Origin of the sequence: Bacteroides sp. ET225 (assembly GCF_024733745.1) — a bacterium.
In the GTDB taxonomy this organism is placed as follows: Bacteria; Bacteroidota; Bacteroidia; order Bacteroidales; family Bacteroidaceae; genus Phocaeicola; species Phocaeicola excrementipullorum.
Genome location: NZ_JANRHN010000011.1, coordinates 20,775 through 43,291 on the forward strand (window position 1 = coordinate 20,775; position 22,517 = coordinate 43,291).

Here is a 22,517-nt window from a genome sequence, read left to right on the forward strand (position 1 = left end):
TCACTCAATTTTCAACAGATACCCTGTCAGATTTACTGTAACTGCAAACGCAAAGTTGATTTGGCTCCAACTAATCGCCCATTAGCGAATGATATCTTGAAAGGGCTTTACCATTTGAACGAAGCAACGGCATTCGCCGGGACAGTGTAACAGAATCTTCTATCCTCATCGTTCACCGTAAGGTTCTGTTTGTCCGGACAATTGTTAACAACCACCAAAGCATGGCTTCCATCGGTATTCTCAAAAGCCGCACACGAGAAACCTTCGTTTGCAGAAACTGTTACGCCGATACGTACAGCACCAGGCTTTACCACTGCGCCCATGTGCGCCATTGCGTAATAATGAGAATTACGGGTAACGACAGAATAATCCTTGTTGTCCACATCTACCGCCCCATAGCAGGTGGCACATGCCCCCATCCCGCCGTGAGGTCCTTGATCGTTATCCAACATCAAATTCCATACGATAGCTCCTACACACCAATTGTTGACCGTGCCGACAGCCAAATCTTCCACATCTCTCAACAACGATTTCGACAAATCACGCCCGTCATTCCATTCTCCTATTGATGCTTCCGAAAAAATCAGTTCTTTATCGGGAACAGCCTCATGTATCTTCTGCATCTCGCTACGGTATCCACCATAATTATGGTAAGCGGCGCCGGCAAAATAGGCCGCAGCCTCTGCGTCTTCGTGAATCCGCAAAGGATATTGCTTCTGATCTTCCTTATTGTCATAATTATAATTATGGTCAAAAGCGTAAATTTTCACCCGCCCCAGCCCGGCTTTCTTCAACGCCGGACCCAATGCCTTCTTCACGAAATCACGCTCCTCATCCCAATACATCAGCATTGAAGCCGAATTGCCCGGATTCAGCGGCTCGTTTTGAGGCGTAACACTATAGATCGGTATTCCGGCTTGTTCAAACGCCTGAATCCATTTCACAAAATAAGTCGCATAGTCCTGATAATGGGCAGGATTCAGATGCCCTCCCGTCCATGCATTGTGCGGACGCCTGCTTTTAAGGTCTTCAACTTTCATCCATCTGGGAGCAGTCCAAGGCGTAGCCATTATCTTAAGCGCCGGATTGACAGCAAGAATTTCCTTCAAGGCAGGTATCACATACTTCGTTTCTTCGACAGTCAAGGCAAAATGCTCAATGCCCATCGTGTCGCAACACGTATAGTCGCTCAACGAGAAATCGGAACAGCCGATGGAAACACGGACATACCCGAACCCGTATTTATCGGGAGAGAATGTTTCATTCAAGAACTGCCTGCGCCGTTCGGAAGGCATCAAAGAAAGATTATACGCTGTCGAACCTGTAACGGCGGCTCCAAACCCATCGATATGCTGAAATCGCCGGCTGGGGTCTATCCGTATTGAAATAGCATCAGGAAGCTCCTCTCCTCCAAAACGAATGCTGTCTGGCGTCAGATCATACATACGAGTGACATCGGTAAGGAGCAAGCTTACGCCTGCTCCCTCACTTCCGCCGATACAGCTATTCATCCCCATCATACAGCCCAAGACATACATCCAATGTTTGATAAAGGCTTTCATAGGCTACATTTATTGAGGGTTTTGTACGATAGCAAACTCTTCACCTTTCGATCCGGTCGCCTCGATTTCCGATTGAGGTATCTGGATATACTTCTTGTTTTCATTCCAGTCCGGACGTTCTGGAATGGCGGTTCCTCCCCATACCATATTGGCTTTATCCTGAAGTATAACGCCTCCGCCAGCTTTCAGTACAGTCGGCGCCTTTCCCGTACGCACCAGATCAAAATAACGTTTTCCTTCACCAACGAACTCCAAACGGCGTTCTTCTATCAAGTTATCCAAAGATACCGTACGATGAGAAACCTGGGCGCGGCTACGGACTTCATCATAATAGGCCTGCGCCGAAGTCATATCGCCTGTAGCCAATGCAAGCTCGGCTGCGTTCAGCAAAGTTTCCGCATAACGGTAGAGATGCAAGTTGTAGTCCCAGTTCAGGTCAGCATCGCCCAAAGCACCTTCGTTTCCACCCGGACGCGGAAGATACTTGCGCAAGAAATAGCCTGTATTCTGATAACGCCCTCCGTAGCTTACAGTATACCCTTCGGCAGCCTTAGCCTTGATATACTTATCCATGTTCAAAATGCCCAGATCGCGGCGAGTATCGCTTTCCTCGTATGTATCATATACTTCCTTAGACACGACACAGAAGCCCCATCCGCTTGAAAACTCGGGAGAAGGTTCATTGCTGGAGAAACCGTCCACACCAATCATCACCGGCAATACAGTTCCGCCCGGTTTGTTTGCACTCCCCCACGTACGCTCTCCGCCGGCCGCAATGTAGTTTACATCAAGAATGATTTCATCGTTCCATTCGTTCGTTACGTCCCATAACTCCTCTGCCGGAATCAGGCGATATTCGCCCGAGCTGATAATGTCCTTCATATAGCCCAACGCCTTTGCATAACGGCTTTCATCGGACTGATACATAACGTAATCGGTGTAAATCATGGCAGCAGCAGCCTGCGTCATGCGCCCCTTCCATTCGGCTGGCTGATCCATTGGCAGCACCTTACTGTCCAACACCTCTTCCAGGTCGGATACCACCGCATCATAAACTTCATTTGCCTTATACTGGCGGGCCAGGTAAGGTGCAGTCAGGTTTTGTTCATAATAAGGAATGTTGCCCCACGTTTTCCACAACACCAAATAATACCATGCACGCAAGACACGTCCTTCTGCGACAAACACATTGCGCTGGTCTTCTGTGATCTGCGTAGAATTACTGGCATTATCTATCAGACGAATGGAGCGATTGATGCCCGAATAGCTTGTCGTCCAGGCTCCTCCAATCGTCATCGTCGCATCCGAACGGTATTGCGAGATGAGGTGTATCTCCGCCTGGTCAGAAGTAGAAGAACCTCCTACATAGATATCGTCGCCCATGCAGTCCCATACCAGATTCAACGGTGCCCATCCGGCAAAATAATCGTACCAATGCATCGGGTCGTATGCAGCCACTGCCGATTCCAATATCTGGCTATAAGTCTTGTAATACTCATCGATAGAGATAGAACTTGCCGGTTCCTCCGTCAAGAAATCCTCACCGCAAGAGGTCAAGCCGAACAAGAAAGAAGCTGCGACCAAACCGTATAATTTTATATTTTTCATCTTTACCTTGAATTTAAGCATTTAGAAATTAAGATTCAATCCCACCGTAAAGGTACGTGCCTGCGGATAATAGCCACGGTCGATACCATTCGATTTGTCATTATTCAGTTCCGGATCAAAACCCTTGTAGCCGGTCAAGGTCAACAGGTTCTCAGCCGCAACATAGAAGCGAAGCCTTTCTACAAAGAATTTGTGGGTCAGGCTCTTCGGCAATGTATAACCAATCTGGATATTCTTGATGCGTGCAAAAGCACCGTTCTTGATATACAGATCGGAAAAGTTACCCCAGTTCTTATTGGCATCATCGCCGTTCCAGCAGAAGCGCGGCATCGTATTCGACGTGCCTTCACCGTGCCAGCGATCCATAAATTCGGCAGGCAGGTTCACCCATTGGCAGTCCAAACGGCGGGTGACATCAGCTATCTGGTTACCCCACTGGCCGGATACCAGCATGCTGAAATCAATATTCTTGTAAGCAAAGTTGAAGTTGAGGCCGAAAGTCCAGTCAGGAGTTCCCTTACCGATATTCGTTTTGTCTTTATCATCAATCGAACCATTTCCATCCAAATCGACGAAACGCACATCTCCCGGTACGGCATTAGGCTGAATCAGCTTGCCGTCTTTTGTATAAACATCGATTTCCGCTTGATTCTGGAAGATACCGTCAGTTTTGTACCCCCAGAAGAAAGGATAAGGCTGCCCGTTCTCGGCACGCGAAATGTTGCCAATCTGATGAACATTGTCCATGGTTTCATATCCGTCGGCATTACCCAAGTCTATCAATTCATTCTTCAGATAGCTCAAGTTGGCTTGTACGCTGAAGCTCCAGTCATTCTTCACCAGCTTGTATCCCAACTCAAATTCCACACCTTCGTTCTTCATCGAACCAACGTTACCCCAAGGTTTCGATTCACCCAGATAAGACGGGATAGCCATTTCCTTCAGCATGCCGTTAGTCTTTTTATAAAAATAGTCTACGGTAAAAGTCAACGCGTTATTGAAGAATCCAAAATCCAGACCAACATCATATTGCTCCGACTCTTCCCATTTCAAGTCAGCATTAGGCGTACCGCTTGGTTTCGAACCCAATACCAGTGACTGTCCTTTTCCATAGCCTCCGAATACATAATTATTATTCAAAGCCACATTAGCCGTATAACGGAAATTACCGATATTCTCATTACCGTTCTTACCCCAAGACAGACGAAACTTTGTACTTGTCCACCACTCCGGACGCTTCTGCAACCAAGGTTCGTTTGTAATATTCCAACCTACAGATACCGAGGGAAAGGTAGCCCATTTGTTGTTAGGGCCAAAACGCGAAGACCCATCCCTGCGCACCGTAAACTGAAACATATAACGCTCTGCAAAGTTATAGCTCAAACGTCCGAAATACGATGCCAGCGAGTTCGGATCGCCTGCTCCGCCATAAACTGTTTCTTTACCGTCGGAAGCCAGTCCGGTAGTAAAATCAATGTTCGCCTTGTCTTCCAGATAAGCCAGCAAGTCGTATGCCGTGCCGCCCAACTGACGGCTGGTATACCGTTGTGCCGATTGTCCCAACACAACAGAGAAAGAGTGTTGCCCAAAGGTCTTGTCGTAAGTCAAAACGTTTTCAATCTGCCACGTATATCCCCGATTCATCTGGGATGATACGTTCGACTGGTTGTTTTTGGCGTTACGGTTCAGGTAATAAGGGATTGAATAACTGTCGTTTCCCCAGAAAGCCAGGTCAGACCCCCATGAGAATTTATATTTCAAATTATCCCAGATGCCCAGTTCTGCAGTCAGATTGGCTATAACCTTATCCGAATTGTTTTTCTGCACAGGCAACGAAAGACGTGCCAGCGGGTTTGCCAATTCATTGAAGTCCGGACTTGGCAGGTTCAGCAGCTTGCCGCTTACCTTATCTCGGATAAACTCCCCATTTTCATCCGGATTGTAATTGCTTCCGGCAATGGCTCTCAGCTCATCCTCACTATCAGCATAAACGTCCATCGTAGGATCCATAAACAAGGCATCTGCCAAAGCCGACCCTGTCAAGTTTCCGGCATTGATGCCACGGCTATTGATACGCGAATAGCTCAAGTTTACACCTACTGTCAGGCTTCTCAACCAATTACGTGTCTTCGACTCGTCGAACACTTTGTATTGGGTATTGCTCCGGAACGAAAGACGCTCGTAGTTAGAGTGGTCGTAGTTGCCTCCCACAATGCCTTTCTGGTTATAATATCCGGCAGAGAAATAATAATTGATTTTCTCTGAAGCGCCGCTGATGCTTAACTGATGATTCTGCACCGGAGCACCGTCATTAAACAAAGCATCCTGCCAGTTTGTGCCTACACCCAACGAAGAGGGATCGGAGAACTTCGGCTCGCTTCCATTATAAACAGCCGCCTCGTTCATCAATGTGGCATATTGCGTAGCGTTCAGCATCTCGCGCTGCTTCCACGGACTTTGCCAACCGAAAGAAAAATCATAGTTCACCTTTACCTTTCCTAGAGCGCCTTTCTTGGTGGTCACCAGCACAACGCCGTTGGCAGCACGCGCACCGTACACGGCAGCCGAGGCGGCATCTTTCAACACTTCTATAGAAGCGATATCTGCCGGATTGATATTGTCGATTCCACCTCCTATAGGCATTCCGTCAACAATATAAAGCGGGTCAGAGTTGTTAATAGTTCCTGTACCGCGCACCCTCACCACCGAACTTGAACCAGGCTGCCCGTTTTGGGTAGTAACCTGTACGCCGGCAGCCAACCCCTTCAACGCATTATCCACACGCGTTGGGGCAGTCTGTGCCAGTTCGTTTTCTCCGACTTTGGCGATTGAAGCCGTAACAACGCTTTTTTTCTGTACGCCGTAACCTATCACGACCACTTCGTCCAACGTCTTGCTGTCTTCCTTCAATATAATATTCATCTGAGGAGAAGCTTTTACACTTTGAGTGACATATCCGATAAAGGAAATGTCAACAACAGAACCTTCCGGCACCTTGGGGATTGTAAAATTTCCGTCAAAATCCGTAATGACACCGTTAGACGTACCTTTCACAACTACACTGGCACCGATAATCGGTTCACCGGAAACATCTTTCACGATTCCTTTCACTGTCAGTTGCTGGGCGAATGCCCCGAGTGAAAAGAAGAACATCAAGCACCCGATTAACAGAAGTGCCCGATTCCTTTTAGAATCCTTTTTCATAAACTATAAATTATCATTAAAATTAAGGTTTTGTGTCTTTCGACTTTTGTATTGCAAATGTATAAAACAGATAAAAGCCCACGACAGGCAAGTAAAAAGAAGAAGTAAACGGAAGAAAAGACAAACTAACTGACAATCAGTAAACAACAAAACTTTTCACCAGTAAAAAGTAAACATTAAGGCACCGACAAGGAACATTTTCAAAGGAAAAAAATTGCTAAAATACGGACATTTCCATCACCTTGACCAGCCTGCAACGCACCCTCTGCCGCTCAACAGAAAACGGTGCGCCTGCACATGTTGCCTGCTAAAACCAACAACACATGCAGACGCACCGCCATATACGTCCATACACATTCTGATATGACCCTAGAACCTGTCGCGCATCAGCCAACGAAGAGCGTTATAAAACAAATAGTTCTGCGTAGCATCGGTAAAGATGCGCCCTCCATGTCCCATGTTCAGGTAAATCATATTATAGTCGGTATTGGTCCAGACCACAGGAAAGTCGCCCTCCGTCACCGTGTCCTTGAACCCGATCGGATAATTGTCGGGCGACAAGGAAACCAACACCTTGACATTTTTACGTTCGCGCGGACTGGGCTTCCACTGATACCATTCGTTCATAGGCGAAATAAACGAAGCGGGCATAGCCTTGGCAACAGGATGGGACGCATCATTTATCACCAGCTTTGCCGGCTGGGGCGGCCAATTGTTTCTGCTGAATACGGCTCCGCCCAAGAAATCAACAAACCATTGCCAATCAGTATGGCCATCGTTGTAAGCGGCAGCATGGAATCCCATCCAGCTACCGCCCTGTTCCATATACTTCCTGAACGCTTCCCGCTGTTCCGGAGTACGTCCGGGATTGTCATTCAGCGAAACGACCAAATGATATGAACGCAGCTTCTCATCGTTGAAGTCTGCCAGATTGCTGGTTGTATCCACCGCCAGCCCATCCCCTATCGTCATCTCCTGAAAGAAGCGGATGCCGTCATAAGCAAACTCGCGGTGTGCCTCTTCTACCTCCTTATTATAGTGAACCAATACCCTGAAACGGGGAAACCAGTTTGCCGGACCTGCCGCCCAAAGGATAGCATTGCCAAGCATTGCAGTAAAATCGCTGTTTTCCAGCAACTCTTTATGATGCCCCATCAGAAAATACACGTTGCGTGCCTTCACTTTAGGATTTGTCCACACGACAGGATGGTCACCCATTCGCACATCTGAAGCCGGCACATAACTGCTCTCGTCAACGTGCGCCAATACCTGCACGTTTGGCCGGGGACTCTTGTCGAAAGTGTACCATTCATCATGCGTCACCACGAAAGAGCCAGACACGCCTTTCATCACCGGATGTTCGGGACGCTCTACCATCACTTTGCCCGATGCGGTAGAAGCGATGTAATTGCGGAACCGGATGCCGCCCATATAGTCAGAAAACCAATGCCACATCGGGAAACCGTCAAAATCACCCAACAAGGCAGCATGGTGAAAACCGACCCAGCCGACTGTCCCGTCGAATATCGCCTGCTCGAAAGCCGCTTTCGCCTTGTCTGTCCAGTTGTAAGGCGGATAATCCAACTGGACAAAGACCTTGTATTGTGCCAGAAATTCCCGGTCAATCAGTTCGGTATTGTGCACTTCCGTCACGGCAAATCCGTGAACCCGGGCGAATCCATCCAGCCATTTCAGCGCCGCATCTGTAAATTCCCCATGCTGCCCTCCACGCTCGGTCAATACCAACACTTTACAGTTCTCCGGAGTCCCGGCATGAAGCGTACACATCAGAAGCGACCAGACCACACACGCCAAAATACCATAAAATCTTTTCATACGTAAAATATATTCTGTTGATGTCTGAAACGCTGTCCCGCTCAGTTATCCTTCAAGGCATCCTGACGCGCCAACGCTTCCAAATAATAATAGTCAGCATACGACAAAGGCACATCAATTTCACTGCCCGCCGGAAAATGTCCGGTGGAATGCAGCAGCAAGAAACCATATACCGTGCCGGGAGCCGCCTGATAATGCCGGTTAAGACTATCTACGATTCTGTCGGCCATCTCCCTATAATGCACTCCCTTCCCGGAATCCATATATGTAGAAAGCTCATACAGTCCTGATGCCACTACAGCTGCTGCCGAAGCATCACGAGGCACACTGTCCACCGGTACCGCCGTATGCAGTTTCGCCACCTCGGGAGCTTTCATATCCCAGTAAGGCACCAGATCCTCGGGCATATTGGGCAGATTCAGGAAAAAATCGGCTATATGTTCCGCCTGACTCAAATAAGCAGGATTCTTCGTAAACCGGTAGCACATCGTATAGCCGTAAAGTCCCCAGGCCTGCCCCCTGCTCCAAAATGAATCATCGGCATAACCTTGCGCCGTACACCGCATGCGCACATCTCCTGTTTCCGGATCATAGTCTACCACATGAAACGAAGAATAGTCAGGCCGAAAATGATTCTTCATGGTCGTATTGGCATGACTGACAGCTATCCGCCAGTAGATGGAATCGCCGGTAAGCTGAGTGGCACGGAAAAGCATCTCCAGATTCATCATGTTGTCGATAATGACCGGAAACTTCCACACCTTCGGATTGTGGTCCCACGAACGAATACATCCAACCTTGCTGTTGTAACGGCCGATCAACGTGCGCGCACTTTGCAAAACGACATCTAAATACGAGCGTTCTCCTGTTTCGGCGTATGCCTTGCCGAAGCTGTTGCAGATGATAAAGCCCAGATCATGCGTACCTTTGTGCCATTTGGCTTCCTCGATGGGCCAGGTAAAACTGACGGCCTGCCTGCGCCAATAAGGATTGTTCGTATAGGCATACATCTGCCACAGGCTGCCGGGAAAGAACCCCGAACACCAGTCGTTGGGATGAACCAAAGCCAACGAACCGTCTTTATTGACGCTCCGAGGGCTGACACGCCTGCGGGCTGCATTCTTCTCCTCTTTTTTCGCCTTGTCTGTACATCGCATGGCATACTTCATCTGCCCGGCAGCAAAAGCATACGCATGGTCTACATCCGTAGCACGCACATAAAGCAGATTGAAACGGTCGGCAAAGTCAAGGATCCGGTATTCCTTATACAGCCGGAGATAATCCTTCCGCTCCGGATTCAGCAAATAGGTGCGGTACAGGTCTTTGCAAAGTTCCTGCTGTTTTTCCTCCCAGCCACTGATCTGCTGATAAGGCCATGTCTGGACATCCTTGCCTACATATCCGGCCAGAAAATCCATTGCCTTATAGAAGCTGCGTCCGTCTGCAGAGGCGGCGTCGTCCACCTTGACGCCTGCCTTCTGCGCCATCTGAAAGATATCAATCAGATGCGTCAAGTTGTATTGCGAGTAGCCGAAAGCCAGCGTACGGCGCAATTCATGCGTCTGCCTGCCGTCGGGCTCTATTTGAGCAAAAATCCGTTTTTCCGGCAATGCGGAAATCACTTCTTCCGCCACCTGAATATTGCCCGTATAAAGGGCAAAAGCGATAACCTGCGCATCATACGCCGTGCTATGATTGTTTGCCTGACGGGCCTCCTCCTGTCCCTGCGGACTAGTCAATATCCAGTCCAACAGCTGCCTGAACCAATTCTTCAACCGCTTAGAATCTTTTGCCGTAAAAGCTTCCGACTGCTCCAGCAAAGCTACCGCATCCAGCATTTCCACAAACGAATAACTGTCCAGCACACCGTAACAGCGTCCTTTCCCGCCGTTTATCCCAGGAATCATCTGGGCATATTCCAGATTTGGGTTCATGCGGGTGTCTTTATCGAAAAACCACACGCGAATCAGTTCTGTGGCTTTCTGTGCATACTTCTCATCCCCAGAGAAATACCATGCCAACGAAAGGGTCGTCACCCGGTCAGCCGTTTCTCCCAACCGGTTACGGTCCAGTCTTTCCAGTTCCGGATTCGACACTCCGTCACGGTTAATGTAAGGCAAGCCGCCGGGTTTGGTCGGGTCAGGCCAGAAGTAACGCGCCTGGCTCATGTAATCGTGTTTATCTCCACTGGCCGGCAATTTGTCCTTCATCATTACCGAAAGAGGTTCCACCGGCAACAATCTGTCTGCTTCCGCCTTCAATTGCTGATAAGCAACAGTATAATAAGGACGGTCCAACGATTGTTTCACATCTGCCAAATGATCGGCGTCCCAGATTGATTGTGCATGCACATTGCCCGGCAGACAAAAAAGCAGAGCAAGCAGGGAATAAGTCAGTTTTTTCATCATACTTGAATATTTACATGTTTCTAATTACAGTTTGCGCAATTTGACGCCAGAAAGAAAAGGCTTCCCCTGACGTGGAACGAATGTTATCCGCAACGCATCTTCTTCGTTTCGTACGACATAACGTTTTTTCACCGCCTGGAAATATCCGTTTTCACGGGAGGGAGCGAAAGCGGTTTCTACTTCCGCACCGTTGATGAGGATGTCAAAACAATTTTCTCCCCCTCCGGTCGCCTCCTCCTCTTTGCCCAACAAATAGGCAGCCTGCTCGGCAGTGCGATAAATGTCGGCAAACAACAGCTCCACTTCGTACACCCCCTGCGGCACGTCGAAACGATACGCCTGCAAATCTTCCCGCAGAGTCTGGTAAAGCGGACCGTCGGCTGTCAGTGCGATTTCCGTCTGCGTACTTTGTTCCTTTCCGCCTATATAGCCCCAGCTTCCGGCTTCATAAGCCCGGTCAGGCACCCACGTCAGCCGGCTTTCATCAGAAGTGAAGAAACAGTTGCTTCCAACATTTACGGCAAGTTCCAATTGCGTCAGATTCTTCCGGTTCAGGCATTCAGGTACCGGACGGAATGATACACGCACCCCGTCTTGCACCATCTTTCCCTGATACATGCCTTGCGCAAGCAAAAAAGGAGATGCCTTGCAGAACGGTACATCAAAGGTAACACAATGATTGCCTGCCGTTTTCTTCCCCAGCGATTTTCCATCAATAAAAAGTTCCACTTCAGGCAGATTCGTATAAACCTTAACCGGGAGGTATACCGGCAAGCCCTCTTCCTGCTGCACGCCACTTCGGCAATTCCAGTCACGGCTGGCTATGTGAAGCACCGGAATATCACTTCGCCATGCCGCCTGATAATAGTAATACACGTCTTTTGGCGTGCGGTCGGCATACAGCAAACCTTTGTTATTGATGCGAGGCATCGACTCATCGCGCAACGCCGATGAAAAGTCAATGAGATTCCAATACGTACCTCCGCACACATAAGGAGTATGCTCCAGAACAGGCAAGTAATGTTCTACATACAACTGCTGATATTCGCTGCTGAAATCAAATGGGCGCGGACACAGCGAGTGCAAACGCCTGTCCGCACCAGCTCCATATTCGCTGACGATCAACGGATGACTTGGATAATCGCGCTGCTGTCCTGCCAGAAAGCGGTCGAATCCTTTCAGATCTCCGCCATACCAGCCCGCATACAGGTTCCAGCCCACCACATCCGTGATTTTACTGAGTCCGGTTTCGTTATATACATTGCTGCCGTGAAACGCCATTACGCTGGGACGGGAAGCATCTTCTTCTTTCAGCGCCTTTTCGAGTCTTTCTGCCAAGGCGCGTGTACGTTCCAACACCGGGCGAAGTTCAGCCTCCGTCCTGTAACGGCGTTGGGCAACCAGCAGGATTTCATTCATATACCCCCACAGAATAATCGAAGGGTGATTGCGGTGCTGCCGTATCATCTCACGCAGGTTCCGTTCACAGCAATCTCCATATCCCGGTGTGTCGGGCACAATGTCAATGACCGGAATTTCCTCCCATACCAGCATACCCTGTTTGTCACACTGCTCCAGCAGGGCGTCGTCTTGCGGATAATGGGCGATACGGATAAAGTTCGCCCCCATTTCCTTCATCAGGCGAAAGTCACGTCTGTGCATTTCGTCGCTCAAAGCCACACCTATCGGCTTTTGGTCCTGATGCCGGCAAACGCCCCGCAACTTATAAGGTTTGCCGTTCAAGAAAAATCCTTGCTTCCCATCAAAATGATACCAGCGAAAGCCGGCATGATGTTCGCTATAGTCCAGCATCTTGCCGGTGCGCGAATCTTTCAGCATCGTTTCCACCTTGTATAAACAAGGAGTTTCCGGCGTCCACAAACGCGGACGGCGGATCAGATTACTTTCCTGGGCGAATGAAAGGATTTCTCCGGCATCCAAATGCAACCGCTCTTCCCGGCGCTGCACCAATGCACCGTCAGGATCATAAATGGACGTAAGCAGCTCTACCGTCGCTCTCTTCGGAGCATCGTTTTTTATCTTGCCCCGCACGGCAATGCGTCCGGTTTCTTCGGATACTTCGGGAGTCGTGATAAAGACACTCTCCCCATCCGAGAGATGAAAGTGCTGGGGCGCGGCAGCTATCAGCCATACATCACGATAAATGCCACCGAAAAATGTAAAGTCACCCGATATGGGCGGTATGTCCTGGCGGGCATTGTCCACCCGAACCGCGATTGAATTATCTTTGCCGACCGATAGAAAAGATGTGATATTGAACGTGCTTGCCGTATAGCCTCCGGCATGTCCGCCCACCTTCCTGCCGTTCACATACAAGACAGAAGCCTTGCTGGCAGCATCTATTTTCAGAAAGACCTGTTTCCCTGCCCATACCTGGGGAATGACCACAGACTTTCTGTACCAGCCGGGACCACGGTAATAATTTTTTGCAGCATAAGCATCCGCATTCCACGTATGGGGCAGATTTACGCTTTCCCATCCGCTGTCATTGAAAGCACTGTCAGATGCCTCGATGCATTCACCTTTCAGAAACTTCCATCCGTCATTCAAGGTCTTATACTCCCGCTGGGCACAAAGCGGGAACTGCATGCTACCCAGCAAAGCCGCCAGCCATAGACGCTTCAAGGCGTCGCATAATAAATATCTCCGTTTTTTCATGTTTCCGTATATCTAAGATACTGTTTTGAATTTCTCCTGAAAATTTTTCTTGGCTTGATGCATTCGTTTCCGTGTGCGCTTTGGACGAACATTTGGTCCTTTCCGTTTCTGTTCTTCGTCAGACAGCCCGCTGTCTTCCCCATCACACAAGCGGAAATGCCTCAAAAACTCATCCCATATCAGCACACGATAAATCCAAAACAGTTTCCAAAAAACGCAGGGACACGAAAACACAACTGTTTTACGGATATACGTCCCCAACCCTGGTGTCTTCGGCCCCTGCATCAATCATGTCTGTCTATCAATTCACAACGTTGACGGTAACCCGATAATTTTGCGTGAATACACGAACCTCATAATCAGCAGTCGCATGGTTGACCGTAGTTGACACATCCTGATTAGTCAGTTCGACGTCCGAATCCGGATCAAACGTTTGCACGTAAAACGAACCTGTATTCCCGTTCAATGCCTTGATATACACATTCTGCACTCCCTTCTTTGCCTGTTCCCAAGTCAACGAGAAAGCGCCGCCGGCATCAGGTGACAGCACATTTCCTTCTGCATCGACCACCTCATAATCGGTACCACGCACCAAGTTGCCCGACACATAATAATAGGTAACCACATCATACGGACGGATGAACTCGCACCAGAACTGCACGGGAATGCCTACCGTTTCACCTTGTTTCACTTCGAAGGTGACATCATTCTTGAATTGTCCCCAGTCCTCAAAACCCACGTAATAGATGTTCTCCATCGCGGGATCACCATTTCCCCACGCGTCGTCCTTGCAAGAAACAAAGAGCGTGCAGCAAATTGCCAGTAACAGATAATATAGCTTTTTCATGATACATTCAGTTTTTTATTTGTGATTATTCCCAGCCCGGATTCTGGGTTACATTATTTCCGGATAGTGTGATCTCTTGCAAAGGTACCGGATACAGATAGTCTTTGTCCGGATCGAAACGACGGTCTTCCGCCAGCTCCAATACGTAGATACTGTCTTCATCACACACCTTCTTCCCGTTATACATGCCGCCGTTCAGGGTGATGCGGTTCTTCAGTTCATCTACCTTGCCGCTTTCCACCTCTTTTGCCGACAGACGGGCTCCCAACAGATACGCAGGCAGCACTTTCTCGGCTATCTTCCAACGGATGATATCGTCATAACGTTTGTTCTCGTCGATAAACTCTACTGTCCGCTCGCGACGTATCTCCTCCAACATGTCCAAACCGTTTGCTGCAACAAAGGCGTTGGTCAGCATGGCAGGCATACCAGCTCGCCGGCGCAAGGCATTGACCGTTTCGTCAAGCTGGCCATCGGTAATGTTTCCATTGTATTCATACAAGGCTTCGGCATACGAAATGAGCACCTCAGCATAACGGATAACCATCTTGTCGACAGCCTCAGCGTTCAGATTCGACCAGTCTTTCATTATGAAGCCTTTCTTCAGGTTATAACCGTTGCGGAAACTGAACGGGATATACGCCCCTTTATATCCCTCTTCACCTGTCCGATAGACCGTCATGCCCAAACGCGGGTCACGGTTTTCAAACACATCGTCGAATCCCTGTTCGGGAGAGATGCGCAAAGGCGACTTTTCGCGGGGAAGGCCGTCGGTATATAGAAAATAATCCACCATGTTGCGTGTCACCGTCACCGTATTTTCCATCTGTCGGCTGTTGCTATGCGTCTGGTTATTGGTATTCACAGGCGCCTCATTCGGTCCATATATCCGCACAAAGACGTTCTCCCGATTCTGCCGTCCTTCGCCGTCATAAGTGAACAACGCCTCGAAATCGGGATAAAGGTCGTGCTTCTTGTCCACATGCATCATAATGTCGGCAGCATCGATAGCCTTCTTCAGATGCGCACGGTAATCACCTTCCTCCAAGCTGTGGTATTTGATATAAGTACCCTCATACAGTCCGATACGTACAAGCAGGGCAAGGGCAGCCGAACGGGAAACATGCCCCCATGTATCCACATGATCGATGTCGGGCAACCATTCCACGGCAAAGTCCAGATCGGAATAGCATTGTTGGATCACTTCTTCACGCGATGTGCGCGGCATTTCCAGTATGGGGTCTTGCGTATCATTCACTGCCTTCATGATCATCGGCACATCGCCATACTTCTTCACCAGTTCAAAATAATGAAAGGCACGGAAAAAACGGGCCTCAGCCAGATACTTGTTACGCACCTCCTCGGTCACATTTGCCCGTTGCGCCTTTTCCAGGATATTGTTGGATATAAAGATGCGCCAGTAAGGGTCGGTCCAGCTTCCTGACGTGGAAGGAACCGTCCAGCTTCCGTCAGAAGTGGAATTGGCAGAATTTCCTCTCAGTTCATCCGAGCGGTAATCATGAGAGAAACCTCCCAGTTCTCCGGTCATCTGCTGATAAAAACGGTTGCATGCGCCCCGCAGGTCGGTTTCTGTATTCCAAAAAGCGGCATCAGTCATGGTCGTTTCCGGCATCATGTCAAGATTGCAGCTTGCCACGCCCAGCATAAGGGTGCTGGCAGCGATATATGTATAGAGCTTTTTCATAAGTGCATTGGTTTAAAGTGTGATATTCAGTCCGATGGCCCATGTCCTGAAGAACGGGTAAGTGTTGTTCGAGTTCGGTTTGTTTCCAACCTCGGGGTCGAACACTTCCAGCATGTTGGAATGTTCCCAGAGGTCTTCTCCCGAAACATACAGGCGGAGTTTCTCGATATGGAACTTCTTCAATTGGAAGTTGTATCCCAACTGGAAATTCTTCAACCGGATGTAGGAAGCATCCTGTATCCAGCGGTCGGAAGGGCGGAAGTTGAAGTCATTTCCGCTATACAGGCGAGGCCAGTAGGCATCCTGGTTTTCCGGTGTCCAGTAGTCGCGATGAATGGTCCACGGCATATCCGATGTAGCCGCAAACGGAGCCATCGTGCCCCCTTCAATCAGTACCGAACGTTTGCCCACACCCTGGAACATGACAGACAGGTCAAAGTTGCGCCATTGCAGGTTTACATTGAATCCATAACAATAGCGGGCGTTGGAGTTGCCCAGACATACCAAATCGCCCGGATCTTCCGGCGTACCCCCGCCGGCACCGATGGTATGGTCAGCCTTGCCTTGCGCCACGTATTTCACATCGCCGCCCGAAACGTTGGCATCGTTGAACGACTGATAGCCGGGATTGGCTTCCTTATAAGCCAGGTATTCTTCGCGGCTGCTCCAGAAGCCATCGGTCTTATAGCCCCAGATGGTGTTCAACGGATAACCTTCCAATATGCCTACAGCACCGGCCCAAATACTGTTCTTGCCATCGTAGCGCACCACTTTGTTATCGCTGTCGCTCAAATTGAAGCTCACCTGATAAAACAAGTCCTTGAAACGGTTGCGGTAAGAAACTTCAAATTCCCATCCCCATGTCTTCAATGTTCCTATATTAGTAGGCGGCACCGTAATGCCCGCAATGTGAGGCAATTCCAGGTTGGCAAGCATGTTGTCGTTCTTCTTCCAGTAATAGTCGGCAGTCAGGTTCAGCCTGTTGTCGAACAGCCCTAAATCCAGACCGATGTTGGTAGTTGAGATGATTTCCCACGTTTTGTTGACGCTTGCCATCTGTCCTTGGTAGAAATTGTTCTCGCCTTGGTTCTTGTTAGAAGATATTTGCGCCAGATAATCATACAAGCCCAATACGGCGCCGTTGCCCAGCTGCCCCCATGAAGCACGCACCTTGAGATTGGAGATGACAGGCACGTCAAACCATTTTTCTTCGTTCACACGCCATGCGGCAGAAAAAGAAGGGAAAGCTTTCCAGCGCTTTTCCGGTGCAAGGCGCGAGCTTCCGTCGTAACGGATATTGGCTTCCAGCAGATAGCGTTCGTCGTAGTTGTAATTGATACGTCCGAAATAAGACATCATCGCCCACGTTTCGATATTGTCGCTCACGCCGGTGTTGGTAATGACCGAGTTATCATAATAATTGAACGAGAAGAAATCATTAGAAATCAAGTCTTTCACCGTGCCGCTGAACTCGTCTTTCCGGTAACGCTCGTATGAAGTGCCGGCAAGAACGTTCAACGTATGCTTGTTTACATTCAGGTCGTAAGTCAGCACGGCATCAAACGTATCGTGATAAGCATTGTTCTTCTGCCGGCTCATCTCGTTCGGGTTGTTTGCCTGAAAACGGATGGTGTTGCCCAGACGGTCATACCATTGCAGCGTGCGTCTTTTCACCGTCTGGCTGTAATAATCCGCCTTACGGCTTGCCGTAAGTTTCAGCTGCAGTCCCTTCACGTAATCCTTGATAACCAGTTCTCCCCTGCCTGTAAAGGCTTCATACTGGTTTTCCGTCACGCCTCCGTTCTTCATCAGGTCGATGGCGTTCACCTGCAGGTCACCGTTATAAGGGTTCTCATTGACATCTTCTTCCGGATTGAAGATAGGCTGGCGTCCGCGCACACGGTACAGACGGCCCAAGATATTCTTCACTCCATACGGATTCGTTTCCTTGAACGTTCCTTCATAGCTTGCCAGAACATTCAGGCTGATGTGCTTGTTCAGCTCCGAATTGATTTTCACCCTTATATTGTAGCGGTCGTTTCCGTCGGGCCCATACTTCAGCAAGCCGTTCTTTGTGTAATAGCCTGCCGAAACCAGGTAAGTAAGCTCTTTCTTTCCACCCGTCACCGATACGCTATGGTTCTGTTGCGTAGTGAAGTCCTTGGTCCCTTCCTCCACCCAGTTGGTTGCCTGGAAGAAGTCCCATCTTCCGTTGGTGTTGTTCGGACGGAAATTGAAGTTCGGGTTCCCTACCCATGAAGTCTGTTCCGGACTCCACTCGGGAGTGCCGTTCGCCTGGATGCGCGACTCGTTTATCATCGCCTGCTCCTCCCAGGCGGGCAAACGTTCGGGCATATTGCCCGGCGTATTGAAGCCGAAATAACCGTTATAAGATACACGAGGCTTGCCTTCGGTACCGTTTTTGGTTGTAATCAACACTACACCCGCCGCAGCACGCGCTCCGTAAATGGCACAGGCAGACGCATCCTTCAGCACCGAAATAGACGCAATGTCGTTGGTGTTGAGCAAGGTCATGTCGCCTTCTACACCATCAATCAGCACCAAAGCCGAAGTGGAATTGGCTGACGAGAAGCCACGGATGCGCAAGCCCGACGTTTCCGCCCCCGGTTCGCCTCCGCTACGCAGCACCGTCACTCCCGGCATCTCTCCCTGCAATGCCGAAAGCACGTTCGGAGAGGGCTTAGAACTGATCTCTTCGCCGTCGATAGCCGTCACGGCACCGCTCAGATTCACCTTCTTCTGCGTGCCGTATCCTACCACGACCACTTCGTCCAGCGTTTGCGAATCTTCTTTAAGCTTAACGACAGCAGGCACTTGAGAAGCCTTCATCTCGCAGGGCATATACCCGATATACGAAAAGACCAGCGTAGCTTCGGGATGCGCCTGCAAGATAAAATTACCGTCAAGATCGGTAATATTTCCGTTCGTCGTCCCTTTCTCTAAAACAGAAACTCCGATCAGCGGCTCGTTGGAAGCCGCATCAACTACCTGCCCGCGTACTTCCCTCAGGTTCTGGGCGCAGACACCCACATCGGTTAAAAACAAGATGCAACAGGCGAGAAACCACCGTGCCGCCTTTTGAAACTGTACATTTTTCATAATCGATAAATATTAGTTTAACAAATTAAGAATATGCGCGACAAAAAGTCGGAAGCAAAAGTAAGCCGCCAGAGCAACCATTCGCTCTTTTTCACCCCTACACAACCTTACACCTGATCTTTCCGTACTACATCAGCACTTTCTCAGTAGAACAGCAACCTGCTGAAATAATGCACTTTATCTTTCATAAGAAGAATATGGCAAAAGAATCCTTATTTTATTGCCGGTCCGATTGAATCTGTTTCTCAAGCCGAACGGTTTCTTCCTTCAGCAGGCTTCATTCTACATTCCACGATGTGGAACATGTATTCCACAATGTGGAACGTACATTCCACGATGCTGAACATACATTCCACACCGTGGAATACAAAAGCCGACACACTGAACACAGATCGGAAACGGATGAAAACAGGCATTCAATTACCGGAAAACGCAATCCGCACACATCTGCAGCAAACATCTCAAGGACTCGTCCCAAATCAGCGCACGATAAATTCAAAACAGTTTCTAAAGTTTTTCGAAAAAAATGTTATAACTTTGCATTTATAAAATCTAAAAGCAAACTATGAAGATACATATAGCCATCTTTTTTCTGCTATTCGGGTTTTTCCTGCCTCTGCACGCCGAATGGCAACGGAACATCGCCAACTACTCGCGCCGCACGTATGCTTCGGGCAGCCAGAACTGGAAAATCAGGCAGCATCCCAACGGATGGATGTATTTCGCCAACAACAAGGGGCTGCTGGAATTTGACGGATCTACATGGAACAGCTACTCCATGGACGGCTACAAGACACGCGCCATCTGCATCAGCAACGATACGTGCATCTACATCGGAGGCATGAGCCAGTTCGGATATTTCACCCCCAACCGTCTGGGAGGGCTGGACTATCACTGCCTTTCGGACCGGCTTCCCCGCAACACTTCCATCAATGTGATATGGGACATCCATTCGGCAGAAAACCGCACATACTTCTTCTCGAACGGGGCAATCTATTGTGCGGAAGGAAACGCAATACATACGATCCACGCTCCGAATGCCATCCAACAGTCTGCACTGATAAACGGCAAGCTGTATGTAGCCGATGAGAAAGAGCTGTATGTCATCAACGGAAACAGAATCCGGACGCTTCCACAAACACAAGGCATCGCCGCATTCAAGGTGGTAGCCCTGCTCCCATTCAAAGACCAAGTGATGATAGTGACCCGCGACAAAGGATTATATGTATACGACGGACACACGCTGGCACCTTACAAGACCGCCGCCGACCGTTTCATAGCCAACAACCATTTGTTTTGCGCCGCCATCAAAGGAGATACGCTGGCATTAGGCTCCATACAGGAAGGGGTGCTGCTGGTCTACCTTTCGCAAAACCGGACGGAACACCTGTCCACCGGCAACGGCCTGCAGAACAATACGGTACTGTCGATGGCCTTTGATGACAATTCCAACCTATGGCTGGGGCTGGACAACGGCATAGACTGCATACGGCTCAACTCGCCGGTCTTCTCCTTGTATGGAAACAAACCGGTGCTGGGTTCAGGCTATGCTTCGTGCGTGTACCAAGGCAAACTGTATCTGGGAACAAACCAAGGACTGTATGCCGCCGACCTGAACACCAGTCCCAATGCCAATCTCCACATCCGGCGCATCGAGCAAGTAGGCGGACAAGTATGGAACCTTTCCATACACGGCGGGCAAATGTTCTGCTGTGCAGACGTAGGCATCTTCGTCTTTTCGCCCGAAGGCATACACCGCATTAAAGGCATACGGGGAGTGTGGTCAGTGGCCGGCCTTTCCCGTCCCGACCGGCTGCTTGCCGGAACTTACAGCGGATTGTATCTGCTGAAAAAAGAAAAAGGCAAGTGGGAAACGGACTGCCAGATAGAAGGGTATTCTTATTCGTGCAAGAACATCGATGTAGAAAACGACCATACCGTATGGGCAGCCAACAAAGGGGACGGCCTGTACCGCCTGACGTTGTCGGACGACCTGAAACAAGTGATCAAGGCAACCAACTGCAACAGTCCGGACATACCGAAAGACCAGGGGGTGTTCTTCTTGCGCACCGACAACCAACCCGTCATAGGAAACAGCAACGGCCTTTTCAAGTATAACCCCAAAAACGGAAAGCTGGAATCTTTCGAGAAGCTGGAAAAACGGCTGAAAGGGAAAAAGGGATTCCGGCTGGTTTACCAGGCTCCCGACCAATCCCTCTGGTTTGTCCGGGGAAACGACCTGTATCTCGCTTCGGAAGAAGAGAACGGGCTGCTGTTGCGCAATGCCTTGATCGAAGGATTTCCGCATATCAACAAGCTGGACAGCAACCACCTGCTGGCAGGAACGGAAGACGGATTTACACTGCTGCATGTCCCGTATAAAGAAATACCGTCGCGCCCGCTGCACTTGCAGGTGCGGAAAGTGTTCTTTACCGGCATACGCGATTCGCTGGCCTACGGCAGGAGCTTCCGATACGACAAACGCCCGCTGGTCATCCCTTACGGAAACAACTCCATCCGCATCGTGTGCAGCGCCGACAATTATCTCTGCTCCGACCATAACTTCTATTCATACCGCCTGACAGGAAAAGAGGACACTCCCTGGAGCGAATACAGCGAAAACAATATGAAAGAATATACCGACCTGCGCGAAGGCACCTACACCTTTCAGGCACGCCTGCTTGAAAAAGGCACTTCTGAAGAAACCGTCGCTGCCTTCACCTTCACCATCCTCCCCCCGTGGTACCGCTCATGGGCAATGTACGGAGTGTATGCCTTGCTTTCCGCAGGCATACTCTATCTCTCATACAGGTATGCCAGCCGCAAGCAGCAGGCCATCATACAACGCCAGCAATGCGAGCTGGAACGCCAGGAACGAGAGTTTGAGAAGGAAACCCAACTGAAAGACCAGCGCATCGTGTCACTGGAAGAAGAAAATCTGCAAGCTGAACTGAAACACAAGACCGATGAACTGGTGCGAACTACGCTCAACATCGTGCGCAAGAACGAGATTTTGCAGGATATCAAGAAAGAAGCACTGAATATCTCCAAGGCGGTGAAGGAAGAGAACCTGGTGAACATCCGGCGCAGCACTTTGCGGCTGATAGGAAATATCGACACGAACCTGGAACATGACGATGACATACAGACATTTGAAACCGCTTTCGACTCGGTGCATCACGATTTCTTCAAACGGCTGGACCACCGTTATCCCAACCTCAACCAAAAGGAAAAGATGATGTGCGCTTACATCAAGATGAACCTGATGTCGAAAGAAATCGCTCCGCTGCTGAACATTTCGTTACGAGGCGTAGAGATAGCACGCTACCGCCTGCGCAAAAAGCTGGGACTGGAAGAGGGAGAGAACCTTGCCGGTTTCCTGCAAAAGCTGGACGACAATTAAGAAACTGTTTTGAATTGACCGCGTGCTGATTTGGGATGAGCTTTTAAGGCATTTCCGCTCGTGTGATGAGGAAGACAGCGGGCTGTCTGACAAATAAAATCGGGAAAACAGACCGGATACAAACGCAAAAGAACCTGACGGCATA

General features: G+C 49.4%; 11 protein-coding genes. 1 reads left to right on the forward strand and 10 read right to left on the reverse strand.

Going from position 1 to position 22,517, the window contains the following annotated elements; all coding sequences use genetic code 11:
* Positions 1–107: 107 nt before the first annotated feature.
* From NW212_RS06755 to NW212_RS06805, 10 genes are all read right to left on the reverse strand, one after another.
* Positions 108–1,562, reverse strand: a complete 1,455-nt coding sequence (locus tag NW212_RS06755) for a glycoside hydrolase family 30 beta sandwich domain-containing protein (RefSeq protein WP_258337884.1) — start codon at positions 1,560–1,562, stop codon at positions 108–110.
* 9 nt (positions 1,563–1,571) lie between these two features.
* The gene (locus tag NW212_RS06760) at positions 1,572–3,170 is read right to left on the reverse strand and encodes a RagB/SusD family nutrient uptake outer membrane protein (RefSeq protein ID WP_258337885.1); all 1,599 of its coding nucleotides are present in this window, start codon (positions 3,168–3,170) and stop codon (positions 1,572–1,574) included.
* Between the two features lie 21 nt (positions 3,171–3,191).
* Positions 3,192–6,323 carry a TonB-dependent receptor gene (locus tag NW212_RS06765; RefSeq protein ID WP_258337886.1) on the reverse strand — a complete coding sequence of 1,044 codons (3,132 nt, stop codon included), beginning with the start codon at positions 6,321–6,323 and terminating at the stop codon, positions 3,192–3,194.
* Between the two features lie 420 nt (positions 6,324–6,743).
* A complete protein-coding gene (locus NW212_RS15285; protein WP_309148242.1) occupies positions 6,744–8,210 on the reverse strand; it encodes a ThuA domain-containing protein in 1,467 nt (488 codons plus the stop codon).
* 41 nt (positions 8,211–8,251) lie between these two features.
* Positions 8,252–10,615: an alginate lyase family protein gene (locus NW212_RS06780; protein WP_375337960.1), complete on the reverse strand. Its 2,364-nt coding sequence runs from the start codon at positions 10,613–10,615 to the stop codon at positions 8,252–8,254.
* A 27-nt stretch (positions 10,616–10,642) separates the two neighbouring features.
* Entirely contained in the window at positions 10,643–13,297 is a 2,655-nt protein-coding gene (locus tag NW212_RS06785; protein WP_258337888.1) for a glycoside hydrolase family 2 TIM barrel-domain containing protein, read from the reverse strand.
* Between the two features lie 301 nt (positions 13,298–13,598).
* Positions 13,599–14,144 (reverse strand): hypothetical protein, encoded by a 546-nt coding sequence (locus NW212_RS06790; RefSeq protein WP_258337889.1) that lies wholly within the window; start codon positions 14,142–14,144, stop codon positions 13,599–13,601.
* Between the two features lie 25 nt (positions 14,145–14,169).
* A complete protein-coding gene (locus tag NW212_RS06795; protein ID WP_258337890.1) occupies positions 14,170–15,849 on the reverse strand; it encodes a RagB/SusD family nutrient uptake outer membrane protein in 1,680 nt (559 codons plus the stop codon).
* A 12-nt stretch (positions 15,850–15,861) separates the two neighbouring features.
* Positions 15,862–18,969 (reverse strand): TonB-dependent receptor, encoded by a 3,108-nt coding sequence (locus NW212_RS06800; RefSeq protein ID WP_258337891.1) that lies wholly within the window; start codon positions 18,967–18,969, stop codon positions 15,862–15,864.
* A 245-nt stretch (positions 18,970–19,214) separates the two neighbouring features.
* Complete coding sequence (locus tag NW212_RS06805) at positions 19,215–19,385, reverse strand: hypothetical protein (protein ID WP_258337892.1); 171 nt, start codon at positions 19,383–19,385, stop codon at positions 19,215–19,217.
* A gap of 149 nt (positions 19,386–19,534) precedes the next feature.
* On the opposite strand from NW212_RS06805, the gene NW212_RS06810 reads away from it, so the two are divergent.
* The gene (locus NW212_RS06810; protein WP_258337893.1) at positions 19,535–22,372 is read left to right on the forward strand and encodes a triple tyrosine motif-containing protein; all 2,838 of its coding nucleotides are present in this window, start codon (positions 19,535–19,537) and stop codon (positions 22,370–22,372) included.
* The last annotated feature ends 145 nt before the right edge of the window (positions 22,373–22,517 follow it).